The sequence below is a fragment of the Planctomycetaceae bacterium genome (assembly GCA_021371795.1).
In the GTDB taxonomy this organism is placed as follows: Bacteria; Planctomycetota; Phycisphaerae; order Sedimentisphaerales; family UBA12454; genus UBA12454.
In genome coordinates this window covers 38,791-63,816 of record JAJFVK010000008.1, presented here as the reverse complement: position 1 = coordinate 63,816, position 25,026 = coordinate 38,791, and the positions used below count along the sequence as shown (strand labels likewise).

Genomic DNA, 25,026 nt, shown 5'->3' with positions numbered 1-25,026 from the left:
ATTTGATTTTTCTTCGCTATTCTTATAAATATTTACCAATAAAGATTTTAAATACGCTTTTTCTTGCTTTTTCTTTTTAACTTTTTTGTTATCATCTGTTTCATGTTTGATATGTTTGATTTTTTGCGCGGAAGGCTTTTTTTGACACGGATGGTAATGCTCGCATCCGCGGCCGGTCTTGTCGCTATCAGTATTATGATGATTTACGCTTCCGGCAATCCTTACGACTCAAGCGCATCATTGGGCGGAGTTACCGACATCTGGAAAAAGCAGGCAATTTACGCTGCCGGCGGATTTCTCGGTTTTATTTTCATCAACTCCTTCAATTACAAAAAACTCGGCGCGATGAGCGGCTGGCTTTACATCGGCATCATTATCCTGCTCGCTCTTTTACTTGTCGATAGTTTCGTCGATATACCTTTTGTACCTGTCAAGAAAGGTTCCCGGCGGTGGATAACGTTCGGCTCGTTTTTGCAGATTCAGCCTTCGGAATTTTTTAAACTTATTTACATCATCGCGCTCGGCTGGCATTTGCGATACCGAAGCAACTATCGAAATTTATTTTCTCTTGTGCCGCCGTTCATACTCACGATTATACCGATGGGCCTGATTTTTCTGGAGCCTGATTTGGGCACGGTTCTTCTGATGCTTCCTGTCTTTTTGACAATGCTGTTTCTTGCCGGCGCAAAAGTTAAGCATTTAGTCTTGATAATTCTGGCCGGAACAATCGCACTACCGGTCCTCTGGCTCAATATGCACGATTATCAGCGTATGCGCGTAAGCTCTGTTCTTTTACAGAGCCGACTTGACGGCAGCGACAACTGGCTCAAACAGCAATGTATGGAAAAACCCTGGCTGGCGAAACTGCTCGGCGTTTCTGCCGAACGGCTCCGCACATGGGAAGCGGACGAAGGCTTTCATTTGACAAGGTCGAAACTGGCAATCGCCTCCGGAGGTTTGAGCGGACAAGGATACAGAAGCGGGCCTTTTGTAAAATATTATACCTTCCTGCCGGAAAAACATAACGATTTTATCTTCGCGTTTATCAGTCATCAATGGGGCTTTGGAGGCGGCCTGCTGGTTATAGGTTTGTATGCGATGTTAGTCGCCTGCGGACTGGAAATCGCATCGGCCAGTACCGATATGTTCGGCAGTTACGTCGCTGCGGGAATCAGCATCATTTTCGCGATTCAGGTGATTGTAAATATCGGTATGAATACCGGCCTGATGCCGATTACGGGAATTACACTGCCGCTGATCAGCTACGGCGGGTCGAGCCTTGTGGTAAATATTATGTCCGTCGGGTTAGTCAATAATATCGGCCGAACCAAGTAGTCCAAAATCATTTTTTGAATTCAAAACCGCCCACGCACGCCAGTCTTTTTTGTCAATCATCACCGGTTTGATATTTTTAACATCCTTCATCCAGATGAAAATCGCGTATTTGCTATCAGCTTTCATTTCCCAGTATTCGTCGGTGCCGAAAACAAGATGATTATAAATAGATTTCAACTGTTTGATTTTTGCAGGTGTCAGATTATTATATTCCTGAAAAGATGAGACACGAGCAACCGCGCATACCGGCCCGCTGGACTGCTTGAGAAACAATTTATCCCCGATAGCAACTGCACCATAAGGCGCACAAGCGGCTTTGAGCAAACGCAATTCAACTGGTTTACTGCCGTCAAGTATCTTATCGAGATAGCATTTTTTCAATATGACAAGATGGGTGTTAGGCATAAAAGTAAAATAATTAAAAACGCCCAAAAAAGCAAAGCAAAAATAGAGATTGAAAATTACGGCCAATACAATAGAATATACGGCATTGTGTTTTTTAAGGATTTTATGGAAAGAGTTTTTTTTGCCGATTCATACGAGCAGGTTTTTGCCGACAAGGGCCTGAAAACCTTTGATGACATTTATAATTGCGACGACGGTCAGCAAATCAACAAAAACACCAAAAGAAATGTCAGCGTACTTCGGTTTAAAACAAAAGACGGCGAAAAAAAGTTTTTCCTCAAACGGCTGCACGATTCGCACTTCAAGGATATGCTCTTTGTGTTTATGAACACCGGCAAAATTGTCAGTCAGGCCGCTTATGAATGGGGCAACATCAGCCGCCTTGCCAAAGTTGGCGTTGGCGCACCAACGCTTGCCTGTTATGGCGAAAAGCTTCTGCTCGGCATTGAACGAAAATCATTTATCATAACGCAGGAACTTGACGGACAGTGTTTGACGGATTTTGTCGCGCAAAACTGGGCAATGCTGCCGCAGTTGGAAAAAGAGAAAATCATAATTTCGCTTGCGAAAAATATCCGAAAAATTCACGATGCTCAAATCAGTTTGCCGGATTTATACGTCTGGCACATATTCATCAGTCCAAACGCAAACAACGATTATAATTTCGCGTTTATAGATTTGAACAGAATGAAAAGAAATATGTGGAACAAAGGCGAAAAAGTTGAAAACCTCGGCAGGCTGCATCACAGTATGCTGGACAAATATTTCGACAAACCTTTGCGAAAACTGCTTATTGAAGCTTATGCCGATGAAAAAAAACAAAGAGAAATTGAAAATCTAATTCGCAGAGTGGAAAAATACTCGAGGAAGTTTTCAGCAAGAAGAAAAGTAAAACTGTATTAATGCAATTCAGTATTTTTTCTTTTTTTGCATAACGAATACAATCTCTGTAGACACAAAAGAAAGTAAGCCGCAAGAGATACAGTTGAAATCCACATACCCGCAATAAAAACTGTGGGACGGTACTCCATACGAAACCTGTGCACACCTTTATCCAGCGGAACCGCCCTCAAAACATAATCGGCAGGCAGCAGCTCATATTTTGATTGAGAGCTTCCGGCCAACGCCGTTATCTTCCAGTTGGGGTGATACGCATCGGTAACAAGCAAAATTGCCGGACTATTGATGTCAGCCTCAATAGTCAGATGGTCAGTCGATTCATCAATGATTTTTACAGTGTCCTGATTGCATGACGTGCATGACCGCTGCGGCAAAGGTTCCGGCTGTGATTCGAGAATAACAGTTTGATTGGGGTCAAATTCAGGCGAAGCCAGCAGATTCAGAATATCATCACGGTCCTTCATTACCTGAAAATCACGAACCAGCGTCAAACGAGGAAGAACCGGATTGCTTAATGTCAGCAAACGCGGCTGATTATTTTCCTGCACAATCACATATCGCAACCGCAATAACGAAAAGAAACGATGTGAAAAACTTTTCGTTACTGCGTCATGATCTAAATTTTCCGCGAAATCCATAAAATAAGCATATCTTCGCAGGATTCCCGGATCGTCACCCCACACATCGAACATGCCATCTATCATCGCCGCATTTTTGTCGAACATATTAAGAATCCGAAAATCACCTTTAGAGGGAATATTTTTTTGGAATTGCTGCGGCATTTTTATCGCTGCCGAATCAAATGTCGGACGAAGCGGAAAAGCAAACATAATTAGTTCAGACATCGCAAGCAGTATAACTGCATAAACCGCATAATGCCATCGCCGTTTCAACGCAAAAAGGCAGGATAAAAGCACCAGTGTTACTGCGGCGATAACTAATGAAATTGATGCCCGATACGCTGCAAAAAAAACAAAACGGGAATTATCATATAAGGAAGATTCGCAATACGACTCGTGAAATTCCGCTGCCGCAGATTGTACAAATTTCATAAAATCGTGCCACCAGCCATCTGCGCGGTATTCTGAAACTGAACCGACAATGGCACCCGCTACCGCAAACAAACAAATACCCGCAAATCCAATGCCTATTATCCACCGCAGGCAAGGTTTACTGTTTAACGTGATTAACCGGTGAAGCCCGATACCGGAAAGCATCACGGCAAAGACTGTCATGGGAAAAATAAATTTTGAATTGCCGCGAAACTTATCAAAACCCGGTACGAAGTTGTATAAAAATTTTAATAATGGCGTATGCGCACCCATCGCAAGAATAAATAATACGATTATCAATGTCATACAATAGCGACGCTGACTGCCGGAGCCATAAACCTGACCGTATATGGCAAGAACAAATCCTGTTACGCTGAAAAACAGCGACATCTCCCAAAGGTAACATCTGCCCCAATAAGAGTTGTCAGAAATCGAACCGAAAAAATTAGGAGCAATTAGAGTCAGAAGATTTTCCGGAGGAAACGAAAAAAAGGCGGCAAAATTAAATCCCAGTCCCTCATCACCGCGAATTGAATAAGCTGATTCCTGCAACCCTGTCAAAAGCTGTACAGAAACAAGCAGGCCGGCCCAAACACACATAATCCCCAAAAGGGACAAAACACGAATTCGATACGGATGATTTACCAGCAGCAGCATACAATAAACAGCGGCAGTCACGGCAGTGTAGAACACATATTGCGGATGGCCTGCCAGAATAAGCATTGAAACAGCCGCTATACCAGTAATCACCCAATTCAATGAACGCTTATCGAAGATGCCGTCGATGCAAAGAAAAACAAGCGGAACCCACGCCATTGCACAAAGATTAGATACATGGCCGACACAAATATGCATAAAATACGGCCCGCAAAACATAAGCAGCACTGCGGAGAAAAAGCACGCCTGCGGTTTTAACCCGCGATGTCGGGCCCAGAGAAACATAAACAAACCGGTCAATATTATATGCAGCACTATACTTACATTAAAAGCCCTGGCCGGTGGAAGTATCATAAACAAAAAATTAAGCGGATACAAAAGAGCCGATTGAAACCCGCCAAAGAATGGAATGCCGCAATACACGTGAGGATTCCATAGTGCCAGATTTCCATGCCTTAACTGTTCAAAACCAAAACAACGCCAGTCGATAAATTCTTTTGAAAGATCGCTGCCGAGATATGAAAGAATCTGCGGATTGGTTTTAAAAAGCACATCTGCAAACATGATTATTGCAAATGCAGCCAGCGCAAGTGCAGCAATTAAGTAGCCTCGGCTTTGATTTCCCGGTTGTTCAATCACCTCTTCCGGTTGGTATTCATTTTTTGCAACCATCGGCATTACCCTTATACGGATTCTAAAAATTACTCGTGCGTTTATCCGCGGCGCCAGTCCCCGCAGGGGGGTAAAGCGAAGCCGGCAAAGAAGTTAGCAAACCTCACAACGCGCGAGTAATAATACCAATTGGTATTATTCATTTCGATAACAGCAAAACGTCCTGTCGTTCTCCCAGACGGTTACACAGTCGAGTTTTGCCGGCTTGAATTTCCCTTCCAGACTTTTATACGCAAATTCGGCAATGTTTTCAACCGTAGGATTTGCCTTCTTAAAATATTCCACATCGGCGTTTAAATTTTTATGGTCAACGACGCTGATAAAATTTTCATCGACAATGCGTTCATAATCGCCGGCAATAATTTGTTTGCCCGCTGATTGTTTTTTAATTGTAATTTCAACAATATAATTATGGCCGTGTCCGCATTTGTTCGCGCACTTGCCGAAAAGTTTGAAATTCTCATCTTCAGAAAATTTTGTGTTCCATAAAGTATGACTTGCGGCAAATTCAAATTTTTCAGAAAAATAAAGCATATCGCCTGTCCTTTCTTTTACGGTAATTTTTCTCGCAGGCATTAATTCAAGTGAAAGAGAATTTATTTCTGCCGGCAGGAAATCATTTTCAATTTTCCGCCAGACTTTCGTGAGCAATTTCGCGAATTGAATTGGATTCCCGCTTTCGCGGGAATGACACTTATCAGCAACAAAATCGTTAAAAAGACCGATGGTTTTACCTCTTACGATTTTATCGATTTCCGCAACGTTGACCACAAAGCCGGTATCTTTATTAACATTGCTTTTGAGTTCAACATACAGCGTAAAAAAAAACGCCAGACCTTCCGCCGTTGGTTTTGCGCAATATGAATTGCTGCCTGTCTGCTGCGAATCAGTAAACGGGTCTATCGCGAAACGAATTTGTCGTGAAAGCAGGTGCATTTTTAAGCGTTATGCATAAGGCTCAAAACTTCAGCTCTGCTGCGCGGGTCTTTTTTGAATATTCCGCGAAGAGCGCTTGTAACCATAACCGAGCCGGGCTTTTTAATTCCGCGAATCGTCATACACGAATGCGAAGCCTCAATCACAACCGCAACGCCCTGCGGATTCAAATTCTCGGTCAGAAAATCGGCAATCTGCGCCGTCAGTCTTTCCTGAACCTGAAGCCTGCGTGCGAAACAATCCACGATCCTCGCCAGTTTGCTAACGCCCAGAACACAATCGCTCGGCAGATACGCGACGTGAGCCTTGCCGATGAACGGCATTAAATGATGTTCGCAAATACTGTAAAATGGAATATCACGCAGCAAAACTATCTCATCGCATTTTTCATTGAAGACGCTCTTTATAAATTGCTTTGGATTTTCAGATTCTCCCGCAAGCAATTCCGTGTACATCGCGGCGACACGTTTTGGTGTCTGCTTTATACCTTCGCGATTCACATTTTCACCGACAGCAAGAAGAATATCCTTAACAGCTTTTTCAATTCGCGCGGTATTTATTTTTTTCTTTGCCATTTTTTTTAATACCTTTAATAATTCATAAGGAAACTGGTCAGCAGTCTTACGCCGAATCCGATTGAGCCGGGCTGCGTATAACTTTTCATAGAATCGCAAATATCCGTCTTGCCCGCAATGTCCAAATGCGCCCATGCAATGTCTTTCGCGAATTCGCCGATGAAGGCTGCGCCATTGCAAGCGCCGCCCCATCTGCTTCCGATATTTTTCAAGTCTGCGATTTTGCCTTTAATCTCGTCGATGTATTCCTGACCATAAGGCATCTGCCACAACGGCTCGTCCGTATCGGCAGCGGCGGCTTTGAGTCTTTCGGTAAGTTTGTCGTCATTGCTGAAAAGGCCCGCTCTGGATTTGCCAAGCGCTACAACGCAGGCGCCGGTTAATGTCGCCAAATCCACCGCGGTTTTGCATCCTAATCTGCGTGCCTGTTCAAGACCGTCGCTCAAAACAACCCTGCCTTCTGCGTCGGTGTTCAGCACTTCGATTGTCTTTCCGCTGTATGTCGTGATAATATCGCCTGGCAAATAGCTGGCAGCATCCGGCCTGTTTTCCGCTGCACAGATAATTCCATAAACGTTGAGCGGCAGTTTCAGTTTCGCGATAATTTGCATTGTCATCAGCACCGCTGCGCCGCCGGTCATATCCATTTTCATCTCGTGCATATCGGCGCCCGGCTTCAAACTAATACCGCCGGTGTCGAAAGTAATCGCCTTGCCGACAATAGCAATCGGAGCAGAATTTCTGGCTCTGCCTTTGGCAGTGTGTTTGAGAATTATCATTCTCGGCTTATTGATAGAGCCTTTGCCGACCGCTAAAATAGCGTTCATTCCGATTTTCGCCATTTTTTTGTCGTCGATAATCGTACAGCCCAAACCAACCGAAGAAGCCATTTTCTTTGCCTCACTGGCAAGCTGCTGCGGATAAACATAATTCGCAGGACGATTGCACAATGTCCTCGAATAATTCTGCGCGCCGCCGATTAACTGGCCGACTTCGATACCGGCCTGTAATTTTTTCACAACAACTTGATTATCAGAAATTACACGGGCTGAAAATTTTTCCGCTCTGCCGTTTTCGCCGTTCGTCAGAAATTCATCATATCTGTATGCGCCGAAGTGAACACCCTCGGCGACAATCTGCCCTAATTTTTCATAATCTGTTTTCGGCTCATCATAATGCATCGCAATCGCAAGAGACTTCGCGCTTATGCCGACCGCCTCGTAAGCGGCTTTGGCTGATGCTCTGCGGAAAATATCCATCGTCGCTTTTTTCTTTTCGCCAAACCCGACCAGCAGGATTCTTTCAGCCGCGATTTTGCCCTGTGTATAGATGAATATACTGCTGTTTGCCTTGGCTTTGAAATCGCCTATTTTTTTTACATTCGCAATCGCCCCGCCAAGTTTCTTGTCGAGCGTATTGAGAATATCGCTGTTCTTATCATCGCTGTAAACGCCGAGAGCCAGACAATCGACTTTAATTTTCGTTACATCCGCTTTGGCGGCCTTGACATCAATCTTTATAATTTGCTTTGCCATTTTTACTCCTAAATTAGCCACAAAGGCATTAAGTCACAAAGAAAACATTTATAACTATATTTTAATCACAGATTCCGCAAATTTCACGGATTAAATTTAACATAACTATAAGCGGAAAAAGAGGTTTTGGCAAGTGGGGAAATAACAGCAAAAACCAAATATAAAACCGAAAAATTGTGGTCATTAGCTGGACAACATTAGAACTTTATTACTTACTAAATTTATACTTCAGGGGTAGCAATGAAACGGGCAGCATTTGCTATTTCCAAAGCAATCATTTTTCTAGCATTTTTCTCAAGTGGCCAACCAATGATATTAGCATGATTGGGATTGTTTTCGATTGGATGAGGTTTCACATCAAGATTGTTATTCTTTAAATGTTCTGTTTTTACATCAGCCCGACCATATAATCGGCGACTGCTACACCTGGCAACTTCTTTTCCTGCATTCCAGATGTCATCTTCGGTAAAATTTATATGACGAGTCACTGAAAGTTCTAAATTATCTGGCGGTATAAAAGCATCCGGCTTAACGGTTCGATCGGCTCTAACACGATTCGAATGAAGAATATATCTTGCCAAAAGCTCATCGTTAGCAACAAAGTCCACTTCTTATCCCTTGGCAACTTGTGAAATCAAACCAAGCAAATCGTCTGAAATTCCTAACAACGCAAAATCTGCCCCATGTCTTTTTCGATTGCCTATTATAGCAGCAAAATACAGCCAACCGCTATCATCAATACTAATAGATACAACTTTACTCGGAGATCGATACCATTCCAAAGTTATGGCACCATCTGGTTCAGCACCAACTTCTGGAGCTTCCATACCAAAAGGTAATGAATTCAGAAATCTTTCAGCATAACGCACAACCTCTCCAGAAATTGGTTTTGCTTGCTCGCCATCCCAACCATCAGAAGAACATTCTTCAAAAACATTCCCTAATTGCTGAAAAACTCTTGCAGGAATTCCCAATGCGTTCGATTTCTGCAACATATCTCGAATCTTTTTTATTCCCTTATCAATAAAATCGCCGGTTGGACTCGCCGCATAGCCAGAAATAGACAATGGCATCGTAATAGAGGTCATTATTTAAGCTCCTGTATGGTTTTGTCTGTTAGACTACCGAAAAAAATCTTGTTTTTTACCCATCGCATTTCTTCCAAACACTCTTTTACATTTCGTTCATTATATACAAATGAATCCTGCATATTCTGCATAAAAACATCTATATCCAATATCAAACCTATTTCCCCAGGAACATTATTCTGAACGGTTTTAATTAAATTCACGCTATATGCTGTTCCAGAAACTTGCATCAAATCGTGATGAAGATATCCGGTGAGTGCCCAATCCAATTCTTTTAATGATTCTGGTGGATATTTGTAATAATCCGCGAGTTCAACCTTTTCTTGCTTTATGGTTATGCGATTTATGAAACGTAAACCAATTCTCATAACTTTCTTAGGTTTTATCAATTCATTGTAAACACTCAACAGCCGAAATGCTTCACCACTAAGCTGTTCCCAATCTTGGTAAGGATTCAAACGACTAAAAACGAAAGCGTCTTTATTAAATTGAGCAATATGCAATCCGTCAATCGAACATACTTTGAAACCGACACATCCAAAATTTTCCACTTTGGAATTAGTTTGCTTACCTACATCCAACTGATATCTGGCAGCATGTAAAGACTCAACTTTGGGGAAATCTGGGAGACGCTGTTTTAATTCTCTCTGTAAATTGGCTTCGTTCCAAGCTACATCGGGAGCAAAGCTAATAGCAATAACAGCTTCAACAATGGGAGCTTTGGACAAATGCGGGAACGCTTCATTAAAATTTATAGATGCCATTACTATATTATTCTCAATTAAAAAATTCCATAATTTTAACCACCAGAGACCGACTCATCCATGCGCACAGTTTATATGGAAAATTATACATTGTCAACAAACAAAATAACAACCATTCCGCTGTACAATACGTAATATACCTCAAATTGTTCGCTTTAAAGCAGTTTCGCAATTTATAAGTCTTACAGGAATGACAAACGAGATTGCTTTGCTTTTATTTTCCTGAAACGCCGCCGGAAACGACAAACGCCATCGCTTTTGAGCTGTCGATATTCAGAGGTGTAACTCTTTCGGCTGGAAAAATCAAAACCGAGCCGGCAAAATTGTACGACTGCGGAAAATAAACCGCGACATTGCCCGGCAGAGCCAGAAATTCCAAATCCTGCTGCGTAATAAAGCCGACCGCTTTCGGCCCGCCGACTGTAATCTCGACAATTACCGGCTTATCGAAACTTTTCCGTTCGCCGGCAAACGCGCTGATTAAATCGCGAATCGACGAATAGAGCATTTTAACGACCGGCAGCTTAGCGAAAAGTTTATCTATCAGAACAAACAATTTGCCGCCCAGATAATTAGACGCCAGAAAACCAATCAGCGTAATTAACGCTATCGCGGCAACCAAGCCAAGCCCCGGAATTGGAATATTCAAAAAGCTGTCGATTTTTTTTATTACAAAAACAACAATCAAAACCGTTATGGCCGCCGGCACAAAAACCAAAAGCCCTTTAAGAAAATATCCTATTAATCGTTTCATATTCGCTCCCTAATTTTGTATCTCGTATTTCGTGAAGCGTGAAGCGAAAAAAACCGAGATACGCTTCACGAGATACACTTCACAATTTATTTACTTTGTTTATGTTTTTTCTCTGCACGATATTGCAGGTAACTATCTATAAAGCCTTCGATTTCGCCATCAAGCACCGGTTGAATATTTCCGGTCTGAAAATCCGTGCGGTGGTCTTTAATCAACTGATAGGGTTGAAGCACATAGCTGCGAATCTGGTTGCCCCATGCGATTTCGCCTTTGTTGCCGTAGAGTTTGGCAAGTTCGGCATCGCGTTTCTGCTGCTCGAGCATATATAATTTGCCCTTGAGCATTTTCATCGCTTCGGCCTTGTTGCGATGCTGACTGCGGTCATTCTGACATTGCGTTACAATTCCGCTTGGGAAATGCGTAATGCGAACAGCCGAGCTTGTTTTATTAACGTGCTGGCCGCCTGCGCCACCTGCGCGATAAAAATCCAGTCGTAAATCCTTTTCGTCGATTTCGATATCAATATCGTCATCGTATTCCGGCAAAACGTCAACAGCGGCAAAACTCGTATGTCTGCGTTTGTTTGAATCAAACGGGCTGATACGTACCAATCGATGAACGCCCGATTCGCAGGAAAGTTTTCCGAACGCGAACGGACCATTCACTTTGAGAGTTATTGAACGCAGTCCCGCTTCTTCGCCTGGCAATATATCAAGCTCTTCGTAATTCAATCCACTCAACTGAAAATATCTCGTGTACATTCGCAGAAGCATACTTACCCAATCGCAGCTTTCAGTTCCGCCTGCACCTGCGTGAATACTGAAAAAGCAATTCTTCGTATCATCGGGGCCGCTTAACAGACCGGTAAGCTCGATTTGCGCACATTTTCTTTCAAGCGGGCCGAGGTCTTTTTCAATATCGGCCAAAATCTGCTGGTCGTTTTCCTCAAGAGCAATCTCAAGCAATTCAGAAACATCGGTGATTTTTTTCTCCGCATCAAGAACAGGGTCTATAAATGGCTTTAAGACGCTTACCTTTGAGACGACTGATTTTGCGGTGTCCTGATTATCCCAAAAGCCGGGTTGAGACATTTGCTGTTCGAGTTTTTGCCGTTCCGCTAATTTTGTAGGGATGTCAAAGCCAGTCACGGATTTTTGTTATCCGAGCCCTTAGGTTTGCTACCGATGTTTTAATTTCTATTGTTTCCATAATATTATTTATACCAAAATTGGCATTTTTAGCAATTACCTTTTATTATTTCAAGTTTCCCATTGATTTCACTGAAAACAATACTCTGCCCCGGCTCAATCACGAGAATATCATCATCGCTTTTTTCCGCGACCAGCATTTTCTCGAACAATTCACCGCTGCCGACCATTTCCTCATAATTCCAGCCGTAACCCACCGCCATTCTTTTAGCGATTTGCCTGTAACTATCATCGTCAGCATCGAGCGAATCTCTTACAAAAACCGCCCTGCTATAATTTTTCTGCCAGCCCGCGAGAAACTCTTCCAAGATTTTCAATTCATCTTCGGTGTACGTTTTGCCCGGCGTTTCGACATTCAGCCCGATTCGCAGAGTCGTTTCATAATTAGGATTCTCGTCGAACCAGCCTTTGGTAAAATAGTATGTGCCGGGACATTTTTCAAACTGCTCTTTGTATGCCTCCCTTGAACCGAGGAAAAACGTAATGCAATCGTGAGCCTGCGGAATTGCCATCGGCACCTCAACAGCTTTGATATCATTTGTTCCCTTGCCGCAAATACCGTAACCCAGAACAATTCGGCTGTACTTGCCGCTTGCGGAAATTTTATTTATTACAACCTGAACTTCGCTGCCGAGTTTAGTCGGAGTATTATGCAGCCCGAAATGCAGAAACTCAAAATCGACATCAAGGCCGAGTTTTTTCGCTGCCCGTTCTAAATCCGGCTTTATAATCTTGCACGCGATTACACAAACTTTCTTGTTATTTTCCACTTAATCACACCTTTAAAAAACGCTTTTCTACTTAATACAGATATGATAAACTAATGTTCTTTAAAGGGTAACAAAAAAATGAGAAAATCGAAACTTGGCAATTCAGACCTGGAAATCACAAAGGTCGGCCTGGGCACATGGGCAATCGGAGGCCCGTGGCTTTACGGCTGGGGCAAACAGGATGACAACGATTCGATAGAAGCGATTCTTGAGTCGCTGGAAGCGGGGGTGAATTGGCTCGACACGGCAGCAATTTACGGCCACGGACACAGCGAGGAAGTTATAGCCAAGGCACTCAAAAAAACTTCCATTAAGCCGATTATCGCCACAAAGTGCGGTTTGACGTGGGATGAAAAAAATGAAAGAATTCCATGCCTCAAGGCAAAAAGTATTCTGGCCGAATGCGATGCGTCATTGAAAAGATTGAACGTTGACGTTATCGACCTTTACCAGATGCACTGGAATCAGCCGGAGAAAGATATAGAAGAAGGTTATGACGCGATGGCAAGATGTGTCAAGGCCGGCAAAGTACGCTTCCTCGGCGTGTCGAATTTCACCATCGAACAGATGGAAAAGGTAATGAAAATTCATCCGCTTGTCTCGCTCCAGCCGCCATATAGTATGTTTCGCCGGGATATTGAAACGGATATTCTGCCGTTCTGCAAAAAACATAATATTGGCGTGATAGTTTATAGTCCGCTGCAAAAGGGAATGTTAAGCGGCAAATTCACCGCTGAAAAAATCTCCGCCCTGCCCGCTGATGACGTTCGGCATAAAGACCAGAATTATAAATCGCCGCAGCTTGAAATAAATTTGAAAGCGATTGATGCTTTAACACAAATCGCAAAGCACAAGAAGATTACAATGGCACAGTTAGCGACAGCGTGGGTAATAAGGAATTCGGAAGTTACCGCCGCGATTGCCGGCGCAAGACGCAAAGGCCAAATTACCGATACCGCCCCCGCGGCTGATATAATACTGACAAAAGATGAAATAGAAGAAATCGAAGAAATTATAAAAATAAGACAAAGTACTTTGAAATAAATGACTATTTCTACTGAACAATTTGAAGTCTTGTTGAATTCCAAAGAAGATGAGCATCTTGAATTCAAGGAGGCAAAAGAAAATTTTCATTTTGAGGAACTTGTAAATTATTGTGTCGCTCTGGCCAATGAACACGGCGGCAAAATAATACTTGGTGTTACTGACAAAAAACCGCGACACGTTGTTGGCAGTAATGCTTTCGGTGATTTAGGAAGAACGAAAGCTGGCTTAATGGAACGTCTTCCAATCAGAATATATGCTGAAGAAATCACATACAATAACTGCCGCGTTGTTATTTTTGATATTCCATCAAGACCGATAGGTACACCAATACAGTACAAAGGAGCATACTGGATGCGTCGCAATGATGCTCTTGTGGCAATGACTCCTGATATGCTGAAACGAATTTTTGATGAAAGCGGCAATGACTTTTCAGCAGAAATTTGTCCAAACACAACCATTAACGACCTCTCGCCTGACGCCATTGAGGAATTTCGCAAAAGGTGGCAAAAAAAATCCAGGAACCAGGCGTTGTCAGATTGGACACACGAACAAATTCTTGATGATGCAGAGCTTCGCGTCAACAACGGTATTACTTACGCAGCTTTAATTCTTATGGGAACTCGGCAGGCACTTGGTAAATATCTCGCACAAAGTGAAATAGTATTTGAATATCGTTCCAACAATATCGCCGGCCCAGCTAATCAAAGAGAAGAATTCAGAGAAGGATTTCTGCTTTGCTATAACAGGCTTTGGGAGTTAATAAATCTTCGCAATGACATTCAACACTATCAGGATGGTTTGTTTATGCAGGACATTCCCACTTTCAGTGAGGGTTCTGTTCGAGAAGCAATATTAAACGCTGTCAGCCATAGAGACTATAGGAATGCGGGGTCTATTTTTATTCGCCAGTTTCCAAGAAAGATTGAAATAGTAAGTTCGGGCGGCTTCCCTACGGGCATTACAGCAGAAAACATTTTGAATCGTCAGTTCCCCCGCAATCGCAGAATCGCAGAAACACTTGCCAAATGCGGCTTCATCGAACGTGCAGGTCAAGGCGCAGACCGAATGTTCGTAGAAAGTATCAAACAAAGCAAACCGCTCCCTGACTTTTCAGATACCGATGAATATCAGGTTTCGCTGGTGCTAAACGGAGAAATACAGGACGTCAACTTTTTAAAATTCCTTGAAAAAGTCGGACAGGAAAAATCCATATCTTTCGGCACAAATGAACTGCTGACACTTAATGCCATTAATGGCAATAAAGAAATTACTCCAACTATGCTGCCAATATTACATTCTCTTGTTGAGCATGGTATAGTTGAAGTCGTAGGCAGAGGTCGGGGCACAAAGTATTTATTGTCTCGTCGTTTCTACACTTTCCTCGGCAAAGAAGGAATATACACACGCAAACGAGGACTTGACCGAAATGAAAAGAAAGAATTACTTGTAAAACATATTAAAAGCAACGGCACTGACGGCTGCAAACTTCAGGAACTGCAGGACGTGTTACCATCGTGTTCCAAGTACCAAATACAACGAATGCTTCAGGAATTAAAAAACGATAACCGCATTCATCCTCAAGGAGCTACAAATTCAGGAAAATGGGTTTATGGAGCCAAAATATAATGTACTTATATCGCATATCGTTATTATTTGCGCATTATTGTATTTTATAACTGCTTGACAACAAGAAGTTTACAATTAGACTATTACTACTTGTAGTATGTAATATAAATATTATATTCAGGATAAGATATGGTTAAAAATCAAAACATTTACAACTCGCCGTTAGTGGAACGCAACGCCTCAAAGGAAATGGCGGAATTGTTTGGGAATCAAACAAAATTTTCGACCTGGCGAAAACTCTGGCTGGAACTGGCAAAGGCTGAAAAAAAACTCGGCTTGAAAATCTCCTCCGCTCAAATCAGCCAGATGTCGCAGCACCTTGACGATATTAATTTCGACAAGGCCGCAGAATTCGAAAAGAAATTCCGCCACGATGTAATGGCACACATCCACACATTCGGCGAAGCTGCACCCAAAGCCGCTCCGATTATTCACCTCGGCGCGACAAGCTGTTACGTCGGCGACAATGCTGATTTGATTATTATGCGAAACGCAATGCAGATTATCGCTGCCAAACTCGCAAGCCTGATTGACGCATTAAGCGGATTCGCAAAGCAATACCGCAAAATGCCAACACTTGGCTTCACGCATTTTCAGCCAGCACAATTAACAACTGTCGGCAAACGCGCGACACTTTGGTGCAACGATTTCGTCAGCGACCTGGCGGAAATAGAATATAGAATCGTGAATATTCCTTTCAGAGGCGTTAAAGGAACAACCGGAACACAGGCATCGTTCCTCGAACTGTTCGCAGGCAATCACAAAAAAGTAAAACAGTTAGACAAAATGGTCGCAAAGGCATTTGATTTTGACAAACTCTGCCCCGTTACCGGCCAGACATATTCACGAAAAATTGATTCGCTTATTATCAATACAATCGCAGGCATCGCACAATCCGCACACAAAATGTGCAATGATATCCGCCTGCTGGCAAATTTAAAGGAAATCGAAGAGCCGTTTGAAAAATCGCAAATCGGCTCCAGCGCAATGGCGTATAAACGCAATCCAATGCGTTGTGAACGTGTAACGGCACTTTCACGATTATTGATTAGTCTGTCGAGCAGTCCGCAAATGACCGCAGCCGAGCAATGGCTCGAAAGAACGCTTGACGATTCTGCAAACAGAAGAGTTGTATTGCCGGAAGCGTTCCTCGCGGCAGATGGAATACTTGAGATTTTGATTAACGTTACCAGCGGCCTTGTGGTTTATCCGAAAGTCATCGCGGCAAGAATCAATTCCGAACTGCCCTTTATGGCGACGGAAAATATTTTGATGGCAGCGGTAAAAGCAGGCGGAAATCGCCAAATGCTCCACGAAAAAATCAGAGTGCATTCACAGGCAGCCGCACAGCAGGTTAAAGAATTTGGAAAAGCAAACGATTTGATTGAAAGACTCAAAGGCGACACCGCTTTTGCGAAAGTCGATTTCAATAAAGTGCTGAACGCGAAAGATTATGTCGGAAGAGCGCCAGAACAGGTAGTTGATTTTATAAATGAAGCAGTCAAACCTGCGATAAGAAAATATCGCGGCAAAATTAACAAAAAAACAGAATTGAAAGTTTAAAACAATGACAAAACAGGAACTGACAAAGCGCGTAAAAGAAACATCGTATCTCGAAGGCGATTTTACATTAAGAAGTGGTAAAAAAAGCAAATATTATATGGATAAATATCTATTCGAGACGCAGCCGGATATTTTGAAAGCTCTCGGCGAAGAATTCGCAAAACACGCAACGAGCGATGTTACGCTAATCGCAGGCGCAGAACTCGGCGGAGTTGCACTTGCCGCAGCGACAGCAATGCAGACCGGCAAAAAATGGATTATCGTCCGCAACAGCAAAAAAGATTACGGCACAAGCAAAATGGTCGAAGGCGTTTTGAAAGCTGACGATGTCGTTTTGCTCGTTGAGGATATCGCAACCACCGGCGGCCAGGTTCTTGAAGCGGCAAAAATAATCACAGAAGCGGGAGCAAAAGTTAAGAAGATTGTCGCCGTGATTGATCGCAAACAAGGCGCATCCGAAAACATTACAACTGCCGGCTATAAATTCGAGAGCATCTTAACCAAAGAAGATTTAGGAATTAAAGACTAAAAATTTTTTGTTAAAGGTGTGCAATGGATAATTTGAAATATGTTACATATTGCGGGCTGTATTGCAAACTTTGTGCAGAGATAGCTCGAATACCTGCACAAGCCTCGGCATTACAGCAGACCCTCAAAAAAAGCGGATGGGAGATTTTTGGCCATGAAGAAGTGCCTGAGTTTAAAGTTTTTTGCAAAGCATTGAATTTTTTCAGCAAACTTAACGAGACTTGCCCTGGCTGTAGAGGCGGTTGCGGCAACCCCAAGTGCCCAATAAGAAAATGTATAGAAGAAAAAAAGTTAAAAGTCTGTGCTGATTGCGAGCAGTTTCCATGTGAACATTTTGACAGACTTACCAAAAAATATCCAAATCTTATTGCGGACGTAAAAAGGCAAAAGGAAATAGGGTTGCTGAAATGGATAGAAGAACAGGAAAAACGATGCGAAGCAGGAGCATGTTATATGGATTTTTGTATTCCTGCAGATTAGGCACTTGATAATTTTTTTGCAGATCTGTAGGGTGGGCTTTCTTGTCCGTCGTAGCTTTAGCGAAGATGGAAGCCCACGCGGTTATCTTTAGCTAAAAGATTAAATTATATCACCAATTTGTAACTGTCTTTTTTTCTATTGACAATTTTGATTTGTTTGATATAATACCGCCTAATTAAAGGAAAGAGAGAAAGAGATGAAACACAAGTCAATTATTATAGTTTTCCTATTGGCATTTACGCATTTGGCGTTTTCTGCAGCAAGCTTACATGGATTAGGCGATTTACCGGGTGGCACATATGAAAGCAAAGCATATGGAGTTTCAGCCGGTGGTTCAAAAGTTGCCGGAGAGAGTGGTTCCACTAATTATTATGACGCCTTTCAGTGGACAGCCGAAGGAGGAATACAAAATCTCAACACTACTGCAAATTCATATAGCTTTGGCAAGGCAATTTCAGGTGACGGCTCTGTAGTTGTTGGTGAATTACGTACATGGTCAGGACAAGTACAAGCATATCGCTGGACATCAAGCAGCAACACAGATATTGGCCTCTTGCCAGAGGCAACTAAAAGCAGTGCCTGGGGAGTTTCAGCCGATGGTTCAGTTGTGGTTGGCGTGAGCTATGGCTATAGCCCGCTTTTCACAGAAGCCTTCCACTGGACATCAACAGGTGGAATGGTCGGACTCGGCTATTTGCCCGGAGGCACTGATTCGAGTTGGGCACGTGGAGTTTCAGCGGATGGAACGATAGTGGTCGGCGAAAGTACATCAGCTTCCGGTAACGAGGCGTTTCGCTGGACATCAGCTACAGGTATGGTTGGTTTGGGTGATTTTGAAGGTGGAAAATTCGAAAGCCGTGCCAACGCGGTTTCTGCAGATAATTCTGTTATAGTAGGATATGGCTATTCTGCTTTGGGACAGGAAGCATTCATCTACACCGCTGGAGACGGCATGATAAATATAGGCGGAGGCTATGCCACTGCGGTTTCCGCAGATGGTTCAGTCGTGGTTGGTACCAATTCAGCAGGTGCTTTTTATTGGACAGAGTCTGGCGGTATGCAGAATTTGAAAGATTTACTTATAAGTTTGGGAGCAGACCTGACCGCTTGGAACGGAATACAACAATGGACTTTAACGGCGGCAACAGGAATATCCGCTGATGGTAAAACTATTGTGGGTTATGGATATAACGGCAGCAGTCCGGAAGCATGGATTGCAATAATACCAGAACCTGCGACGATTTTTCTTTTAACATTCGGTGCAATGGCTATAAGGAAAAGATATTAAAAGAAATTCTTTATTGTACTACCGTGAAGATAGCTTTTTCTTTCATCATTATTCAAAACATCATCGATTAGCAATTTTGTTTTGTTTGTTTAGAAGATTAATAATCCTTTTAGCCAGAAAAGATTTATCCGCCTTTGGTAATATTTGCCAATCGCTGTTTTTGCGTTTGATTTGAACAGTTGATTTCTCGCTGCCGATTGCCGAAGGTTCATTGGCGATAATCATATCGAGGTTTTTGCTTTGCAGTTTCTTCTCTGCGTTTTTGCGTAAATTTCTATCCTCAAGCGCAAAGCCGACAACGCACTGATTTTTCTTCTTGTTCTTTCCCGCCCATTTTAAAATGTCGGTGGTTGGTTTTAACTTTATTATTAAATCTTGTTTGGATTTTTTGATTTTTATTTTGGATTTTTTCGCCGGCGTGTAATCCGAAACCGCCGCGGCCATAATCAGACAATCACATTTTAGGAAATGCTTTTTTACAGCCTTAAACATATCCTCGGCCGTTTCAACTTCGTACAATTTTAAATTTTCAATTTTAAATTTTAAATCTTTTACAGTCGTTATGAGTGTTACTCGATGCCCGACCTTTAACGCAGCACTCGCTAAAGCACAGCCCATTTTACCGCTGCTTGCGTTAGTGATGAAGCGAACAGGGTCGATATATTCTCTCGTCCCCCCTGCTGTAATTAAGAAATGCAATCGCTTTGATTTCATTTATTTCGCAATTTGTTCGAGATGTTTTATTATATCCGCCGGCTCTGTCATTCTTCCGATGCCGACGGTTTTGCAGGCTAATCTTCCTTTTTCCGGCCCGATTATTTCAGCGCCCATTTTTTTCAGCGTTTCGACATTTTTCTGCACAGCAGGATTCGTCCACATTTTTTCGTTCATCGCCGGCGCAAACAGAATTTTCTTCTGCCAGCAGGCGCAAAGCGTCGTACTCAACAAATCATCGCAAATGCCGTTTGCCATTTTGCCGATGATGTTCGCCGTGGCTGGCGCAACGATAACAAACTGACAACTGTCAGCAAGGCTGATATGACTGATTTCCAATTCCTGCGGGTTTTCCCACATACTGGTATAAACCGGTCTGCCCGTTACAGCCTCAAAACTTTTTGGCAAAACGAATTTGCACGCGCTGTCGGTCATAACGGTATCGACAACAGCGCCGGCTGCGGTCAGTTTGCTGGCCAGGTCAACTGCTTTATACACAGCGACCCCGCCGCTTACGCCGAGCAAAATTTTCAATCCATTAATCGTCGATTCGTTTGCCATTCAATACCTACAGTTTTGGCATTTCAGCCTTTTCAGGAGGTGAGAAATCTGCCGCTATTTTATCCTGCATAATCTCTTCAACGACTATTTCCATCATCGTCATACCTTCGGTATTTTCGATAAGCGGGCGTGAACCTTCCATAAGTTCAACCATTCTTTTCTGGATAAGCGCTGAAACCTTAAATGCGCCGCCGACTTTTTCAAAAATCGCTTTATTCTTTAATTCGTCAATCATTTTTTACTCCAATTGCTTTTTTAATTGTTTGTATTGTCTCTGCGACCGCAGATTCAAGTTCATCGTTTATTATCACAAAATCATAAATAAGCCAGCCTGCTTCGATTTCATCGTTTGCGCCGGCAAGTCGTGTTTCGACATCTGCCTGCTCGTCTCTTCCGCGGCTGATGATTCGCTGCTGAAGCTCCTGATGACGCGGAGGCATTATAAAAATCAGCGCCGCATCAGGATAAAGTTTCTTCACAGCCTTGGCGCCTTTAACATCAATCTCAAGCAGAACAATTTTGCCCTGCTCCAGTGCCTGATGCACTCTGTCCTTCGGCGTTCCGTAAAAATTCCCGAACACCTCGGCCCATTCCAGAAAGTTGCCGGCTTTGACCTGCTTCTTAAATTCGTCCTGACTTATAAAAAAGTAATCAGCACCTTCGGTCTCACCATTTTTTCTGGCGCGAGTGGTCGCCGAGACGCTTGAGTAAAGTCCCTCGCCGAACTCTTTTATAATACGCTGACAAATCGTACTTTTACCGACTCCGCTGGGGCCGCTTATCACTATAATCTTCCCGGTTGCATTCGACTGTTGGCTTGTGTTATTCAATGTTTTGCACCTGTTCTTTAATACGTTCAATACAAGTTTTTATCTCAACCACATTAAGACAAATTTGCGAATCAGACGCTTTGCTTGCTATTGTATTGGCTTCTCGCAGCATTTCCTGCGAAATGAAATCCAGTTTCCTGCCGGCGAACTCGCCCGTATCGCAGTTAGACAAAAACTGCTCGATGTGCGAACTTAATCGAATCGTTTCTTCGCTTATGTCGCTTCTATCAGCAAAAAGCGCAACTTCACGCGCCAGTAAATCCTTATCAAGCTCAAGTCTGACTGCCGCCATCAAATCTTTTACACGTGACGCAAGTCTGACCTGATATTCAGTTACAACAACTTTCGAGCGCGTCTTGATTTCTTCGAGCAAATCGCTAATCCGGCTGCACTGCTGTTTCAAATCGTCAGCCAAAGACTGCCCTTCAACAGCTCGCATCTTTTTGAACTGCTCAATCGCTTCGCTTGTTACCGCAAAGACAGCTTTCTTTAGATATTCCGCTTTCTCAACATCCGGCTCCTGCGGCCTGATAACGCCAGGCAGCACAAGCAAATCCGCAAGATTTATTCTGCACTGCACACCCGAACCGCACTGAATGCTGTTCAGTTTATCGATGTAACTCTTCATCGCGCCGGAATCGACTTCGTACATCGGCTCGCCGCTGACATTTTTGAAACGCAACATATAGCTCACCGCGCCGCGATAAACGTTCTGGCGAAGCATCTTTTCTATTTCCTGCTCAAGAAACGATACCGCTTCAGGAACGCGCAGCGAAGGTTTAAAATAGCGATTGTTGACCGAACGAATTTCAACAGCGTAACTTACGCCGTCAATCTCCCGGCAAACACGCGCAAAGCCTGTCATACTATTTAACATAAAATTCCTTTATTGATTTGCGGGTGTATTGGCCTGCGGAACTTGCGCAGGTGTTTCGGCAGCCGGCTGCTGTGTGTTTTCCGGTGTCTGCGCAGGCGGAACAGGAGCTGTCGGAGTCGTCGCTGGAACAGAACTCTGTACCGGCGTCGGCTGCAAATATTCGCTCGTGGCCGGCTTGAAATACTTTACCGCGACAACACTCAAAAGAAGCCATACCGCGACAAGACAAATCGTAACCCATGTAAGGAAATCGCCTGTCTTTGTGCCGAGCAGTGAACCGCCCAAGCCGCCAAAAGCGCTCGCCAGTCCACCGCCTTTGCCCTTCTGAATTAATACTACAAGAATCAGAACCACAGCAATCATCGCCCAAAGCCCGACTACCATCTTCATTACGAACGGCACAGCCGCTAATGTCAATTGCATCATTTTAAAATCCCTGAAAAAAGTTTTTCTTTATCTCTTTAAAAACAAAATGTTTATGACTATTTTTTTACTTCGGCTGCGGCTTTAATCATCGCCGCGAAATCGTCAGCCTTCAAACTTGCGCCGCCTACGAGCAAGCCGTCAATATCCGGCTTTGCCATCAGCACCGCTGCGTTGTCCGGTTTGGCCGAGCCGCCGTACTGAATTATCATACCATCAGCCAAACCTTTATTATACATTTTCGCAATCAACTGTCGAATCATAAAATGAACGTCCTGTGCCTGTTCCGGCGAAGCATTAACGCCCGTTCCAATCGCCCAAACCGGCTCATAAGCGATAACAACTAATTTCGCCTTTTCAGCGGATATACCGGCCATGCCTTTTTGGATTTGTTCCGTTACAACAGCCTCTGTTTTGCCTGCGTTGCGTTCCTCAAGAAGTTCGCCGACACAGAAAATCGGAAGCAATCCCGCGTCAATAGCGGCTGTAAGTTTCTTATTGATAAGGGCATCGGTTTCCTTTATCACGTGCCTGCGTTCAGAATGGCCGACGAGAACATATTTGCAGCCAACGTCTTTTAACATTCCACAGCTTACTTCGCCGGTGAATGCGCCTTTGGCTTCAAAATAAACGTCCTGTGCGCCCAAACCAACCGCTGAACTGCCCAAAGCAGCCTTCGCAGCGAGTAAATAAACAAATGGCGGACATACGGCAACATCCACTTTACCAAGAAAATTCGCGCACTTTTCAGCAACGCCTTTTGCCAGTTCCGCCGCCGACTTGCTGTCGGTATTCATTTTCCAATTACCACCAATAAATGGTTTTCTCATTTTGATAAGCTCCTATGCTTCTAAAATTAAATCGTTTTTCGGATAACTGCCGAGCACCGAAAGCTGCAGGCAGTGCTGTTTAATTTCCTTTAGACACTCAATCAATTTTTCATCTTTGCGATGCCCCTGACAATCGACAAAGAAATAATACTCACGCTGACGCTTCTTACTCGGCCGCGATTCAATATTCGTCAGGTTGACTTCACGCTGCTTAAACACATTCAGCACATCCGCCAAAGCACCGGCCTTATGAGCAGTACTAAACAATATCGAGGTCTTGTCTTCGCCGGTCGGGCGAGCATCTTCTTTACTTATTATAAGGAAACGTGTTACGTTGTTTCCAATGTCTTCAATGTTCTCACAGATAATCTTCAAGCCGTACAACTCGGCGGCAATGTCCGAACCTATCGCGGCGGAAAATTTTTCCTCGGCAGCCATCTGCGAAGCCTTTGCTGACGATGCGGCCGCTATCGTATTGGCTTCCTTGAACGTCTTGCTTAGCCACTGACGACACTGGGAGAAGATCTCCGGCTTGGAGTAAATCTTTTTCACCTGCTCTAAAGTACAGTTAGCCAATAAGTTATGATGAATCGGCATATAAACTTCGGCGCAAATCATCGCGCTTGTATCCGCGAAAGCATCCAGCGTTTCGATAACGCCTCCGCCGGCGGAATTCTCAACCGGTACAACACCCAAATCGCAATGCCCGCGGGTAACTTCGTCGAAGATTCCGCGAATGTCCGTAACTGGTTCGTAGTCAACGCTTTGGCCGAATTTGCGAACGGCGGCTGTATGCGTAAAACTGCCTTCAGGGCCCAAATATGAAATCCGCAACGGCCTTTCAAGAAAGAACGAACCGCTCATAAGTTCCCGCCAGACAGCGAATAACGTCTTGTCCGGCAACGGGCCTTTGTTCAACTTCGCTATCCGTTCGAGTACCTTTTTCTCACGGTCGGGAGCGTAAACAGGGCCATCGCCCTTGAGCTTGCCGATTCCTATAACTACCTGCGCACGCTGATTTAACAGCTCAACGAGCTTTGCATCAATCTGGTCTATTTGGTTGCGTAAGTCTTCTAAATTCATTATTGCCACAGAGATATATTTTAATTTAGCCACCGACCCCAAAGGGGTTTCGCTACGGCTCAAGACCACAGAGTTCACAGAGATTTAACCAAAAGCGTCTCTTGTATAGAGTATTTCCGCATTATAAACCTGTAGTAGTTACCATAAACAGCGATGAAAGTAAACTAAAAGTTAAGAGTTAATAGTGAAAAGTTAAGAGTGAAGAGCTTGGGAATGCAAGTTCTCAAAAATCCGCGCCAGTATTCGCGTGCGCAAATATGTCAAACCTGCGCTCTTTTATAACAAACCTGCATAAATTTACAGTCAACTTGCGCGATATTACATGAAAAAAACATCAAATTGCGCATATTTACACGCAAAAACACTCGAATTGCGCTTTTTCACGCGCTAAAATGGCCCAAAAGCCTGCGTTTTTAGCAATTTTCAACAACTAAACGCAACTAAAAGACAGTAAATGACAGTGAAATGCACTGAAAACGACAGAAAAATGTAAAAAAAAGCCAAAAATCGTAAACGCATCTCGTG

27 protein-coding genes are annotated in these 25,026 nt (G+C 43.4%); 8 read left to right on the top strand and 19 right to left on the bottom strand.

The window, feature by feature from the left end; all coding sequences use genetic code 11:
• Window positions 1–156: 156 nt before the first annotated feature.
• Window positions 157–1,335: a rod shape-determining protein RodA gene (locus tag LLF92_04085; GenBank protein MCE5340292.1), complete on the top strand. Its 1,179-nt coding sequence runs from the start codon at window positions 157–159 to the stop codon at window positions 1,333–1,335.
• Here LLF92_04085 and LLF92_04080 read toward each other — a convergent pair.
• Window positions 1,306–1,740, bottom strand: a complete 435-nt coding sequence (locus LLF92_04080) for a hypothetical protein (protein ID MCE5340291.1) — start codon at window positions 1,738–1,740, stop codon at window positions 1,306–1,308. The two genes, LLF92_04085 and LLF92_04080, sit on opposite strands and share 30 nt — an antisense overlap.
• A gap of 105 nt (window positions 1,741–1,845) precedes the next feature.
• Between LLF92_04080 and LLF92_04075 the strand changes: the two genes are divergently transcribed.
• Window positions 1,846–2,643, top strand: coding sequence for a lipopolysaccharide kinase InaA family protein (locus LLF92_04075; GenBank protein MCE5340290.1), 798 nt, complete (start codon window positions 1,846–1,848; stop codon window positions 2,641–2,643).
• Here the strand turns inward: LLF92_04075 and LLF92_04070 are convergent.
• The 10 genes from LLF92_04070 to LLF92_04025 form a co-directional block, all read right to left on the bottom strand.
• Window positions 2,640–5,021 carry a DUF2079 domain-containing protein gene (locus LLF92_04070; protein MCE5340289.1) on the bottom strand — a complete coding sequence of 794 codons (2,382 nt, stop codon included), beginning with the start codon at window positions 5,019–5,021 and terminating at the stop codon, window positions 2,640–2,642. The genes LLF92_04075 and LLF92_04070 overlap by 4 nt on opposite strands.
• A gap of 135 nt (window positions 5,022–5,156) precedes the next feature.
• On the bottom strand, window positions 5,157–5,957 hold the full coding sequence (locus LLF92_04065; protein ID MCE5340288.1) for a 6-carboxytetrahydropterin synthase: 801 nt from the start codon (window positions 5,955–5,957) through the stop codon (window positions 5,157–5,159).
• A gap of 2 nt (window positions 5,958–5,959) precedes the next feature.
• A complete protein-coding gene (gene folE / locus LLF92_04060; GenBank protein ID MCE5340287.1) occupies window positions 5,960–6,532 on the bottom strand; it encodes a GTP cyclohydrolase I FolE in 573 nt (190 codons plus the stop codon).
• Window positions 6,533–6,546: 14 nt separating this feature from the next.
• Complete coding sequence (locus LLF92_04055; protein MCE5340286.1) at window positions 6,547–8,067, bottom strand: leucyl aminopeptidase; 1,521 nt, start codon at window positions 8,065–8,067, stop codon at window positions 6,547–6,549.
• Between the two features lie 221 nt (window positions 8,068–8,288).
• A complete protein-coding gene (locus LLF92_04050) occupies window positions 8,289–8,675 on the bottom strand; it encodes a hypothetical protein (GenBank protein MCE5340285.1) in 387 nt (128 codons plus the stop codon).
• Between the two features lie 3 nt (window positions 8,676–8,678).
• Entirely contained in the window at window positions 8,679–9,155 is a 477-nt protein-coding gene (locus LLF92_04045) for a hypothetical protein (GenBank protein ID MCE5340284.1), read from the bottom strand.
• Window positions 9,155–9,919, bottom strand: coding sequence for a TIGR04255 family protein (locus LLF92_04040; protein ID MCE5340283.1), 765 nt, complete (start codon window positions 9,917–9,919; stop codon window positions 9,155–9,157). The genes LLF92_04045 and LLF92_04040 overlap by 1 nt, the downstream gene beginning before the upstream one ends.
• A 214-nt stretch (window positions 9,920–10,133) precedes the next feature.
• The gene (locus LLF92_04035) at window positions 10,134–10,673 is read right to left on the bottom strand and encodes a DUF502 domain-containing protein (protein MCE5340282.1); all 540 of its coding nucleotides are present in this window, start codon (window positions 10,671–10,673) and stop codon (window positions 10,134–10,136) included.
• An 86-nt stretch (window positions 10,674–10,759) separates the two neighbouring features.
• Window positions 10,760–11,821 (bottom strand): peptide chain release factor 2, encoded by a 1,062-nt coding sequence (prfB, locus tag LLF92_04030; GenBank protein MCE5340281.1) that lies wholly within the window; start codon window positions 11,819–11,821, stop codon window positions 10,760–10,762.
• An 89-nt stretch (window positions 11,822–11,910) separates the two neighbouring features.
• Window positions 11,911–12,651, bottom strand: coding sequence for a DUF1638 domain-containing protein (locus LLF92_04025; GenBank protein ID MCE5340280.1), 741 nt, complete (start codon window positions 12,649–12,651; stop codon window positions 11,911–11,913).
• Between the two features lie 78 nt (window positions 12,652–12,729).
• Between LLF92_04025 and LLF92_04020 the strand changes: the two genes are divergently transcribed.
• The 6 genes from LLF92_04020 (at window position 12,730) to LLF92_03995 (ending at window position 19,183) form a co-directional block, all read left to right on the top strand.
• Complete coding sequence (locus LLF92_04020; GenBank protein ID MCE5340279.1) at window positions 12,730–13,695, top strand: aldo/keto reductase; 966 nt, start codon at window positions 12,730–12,732, stop codon at window positions 13,693–13,695.
• Complete coding sequence (locus LLF92_04015; GenBank protein MCE5340278.1) at window positions 13,696–15,324, top strand: putative DNA binding domain-containing protein; 1,629 nt, start codon at window positions 13,696–13,698, stop codon at window positions 15,322–15,324.
• 129 nt (window positions 15,325–15,453) lie between these two features.
• On the top strand, window positions 15,454–16,887 hold the full coding sequence (gene purB / locus LLF92_04010; protein ID MCE5340277.1) for an adenylosuccinate lyase: 1,434 nt from the start codon (window positions 15,454–15,456) through the stop codon (window positions 16,885–16,887).
• A 4-nt stretch (window positions 16,888–16,891) separates the two neighbouring features.
• Window positions 16,892–17,416, top strand: coding sequence for an orotate phosphoribosyltransferase (gene pyrE, locus LLF92_04005; GenBank protein MCE5340276.1), 525 nt, complete (start codon window positions 16,892–16,894; stop codon window positions 17,414–17,416).
• A gap of 23 nt (window positions 17,417–17,439) precedes the next feature.
• Window positions 17,440–17,895: a DUF3795 domain-containing protein gene (locus tag LLF92_04000; protein MCE5340275.1), complete on the top strand. Its 456-nt coding sequence runs from the start codon at window positions 17,440–17,442 to the stop codon at window positions 17,893–17,895.
• A gap of 196 nt (window positions 17,896–18,091) precedes the next feature.
• Window positions 18,092–19,183 (top strand): hypothetical protein, encoded by a 1,092-nt coding sequence (locus tag LLF92_03995; GenBank protein MCE5340274.1) that lies wholly within the window; start codon window positions 18,092–18,094, stop codon window positions 19,181–19,183.
• 60 nt (window positions 19,184–19,243) lie between these two features.
• Here the strand turns inward: LLF92_03995 and LLF92_03990 are convergent, their stop codons facing one another.
• The 8 genes from LLF92_03990 to pheA are packed head-to-tail and all read right to left on the bottom strand — an operon-like array spanning window position 19,244 to window position 24,501.
• On the bottom strand, window positions 19,244–19,897 hold the full coding sequence (locus LLF92_03990; protein MCE5340273.1) for a phosphopantothenoylcysteine decarboxylase: 654 nt from the start codon (window positions 19,895–19,897) through the stop codon (window positions 19,244–19,246).
• The gene (locus LLF92_03985) at window positions 19,898–20,458 is read right to left on the bottom strand and encodes a phosphopantothenoylcysteine decarboxylase (GenBank protein MCE5340272.1); all 561 of its coding nucleotides are present in this window, start codon (window positions 20,456–20,458) and stop codon (window positions 19,898–19,900) included.
• A gap of 7 nt (window positions 20,459–20,465) precedes the next feature.
• Window positions 20,466–20,693, bottom strand: coding sequence for a DNA-directed RNA polymerase subunit omega (locus LLF92_03980; protein ID MCE5340271.1), 228 nt, complete (start codon window positions 20,691–20,693; stop codon window positions 20,466–20,468).
• The gene (gene gmk / locus LLF92_03975) at window positions 20,686–21,288 is read right to left on the bottom strand and encodes a guanylate kinase (GenBank protein MCE5340270.1); all 603 of its coding nucleotides are present in this window, start codon (window positions 21,286–21,288) and stop codon (window positions 20,686–20,688) included. The genes LLF92_03980 and gmk overlap by 8 nt, the downstream gene beginning before the upstream one ends.
• Window positions 21,281–22,165, bottom strand: a complete 885-nt coding sequence (locus tag LLF92_03970; GenBank protein MCE5340269.1) for a YicC family protein — start codon at window positions 22,163–22,165, stop codon at window positions 21,281–21,283. Before LLF92_03970 ends, gmk begins: the two co-directional genes overlap by 8 nt.
• Window positions 22,166–22,174: 9 nt before the next feature.
• Window positions 22,175–22,591 carry a preprotein translocase subunit SecG gene (secG, locus tag LLF92_03965; protein MCE5340268.1) on the bottom strand — a complete coding sequence of 139 codons (417 nt, stop codon included), beginning with the start codon at window positions 22,589–22,591 and terminating at the stop codon, window positions 22,175–22,177.
• A gap of 56 nt (window positions 22,592–22,647) precedes the next feature.
• Window positions 22,648–23,418 (bottom strand): triose-phosphate isomerase, encoded by a 771-nt coding sequence (gene tpiA, locus LLF92_03960; GenBank protein ID MCE5340267.1) that lies wholly within the window; start codon window positions 23,416–23,418, stop codon window positions 22,648–22,650.
• Window positions 23,419–23,430: 12 nt separating this feature from the next.
• Complete coding sequence (gene pheA, locus LLF92_03955; protein ID MCE5340266.1) at window positions 23,431–24,501, bottom strand: prephenate dehydratase; 1,071 nt, start codon at window positions 24,499–24,501, stop codon at window positions 23,431–23,433.
• Window positions 24,502–25,026 lie beyond the last annotated feature (525 nt).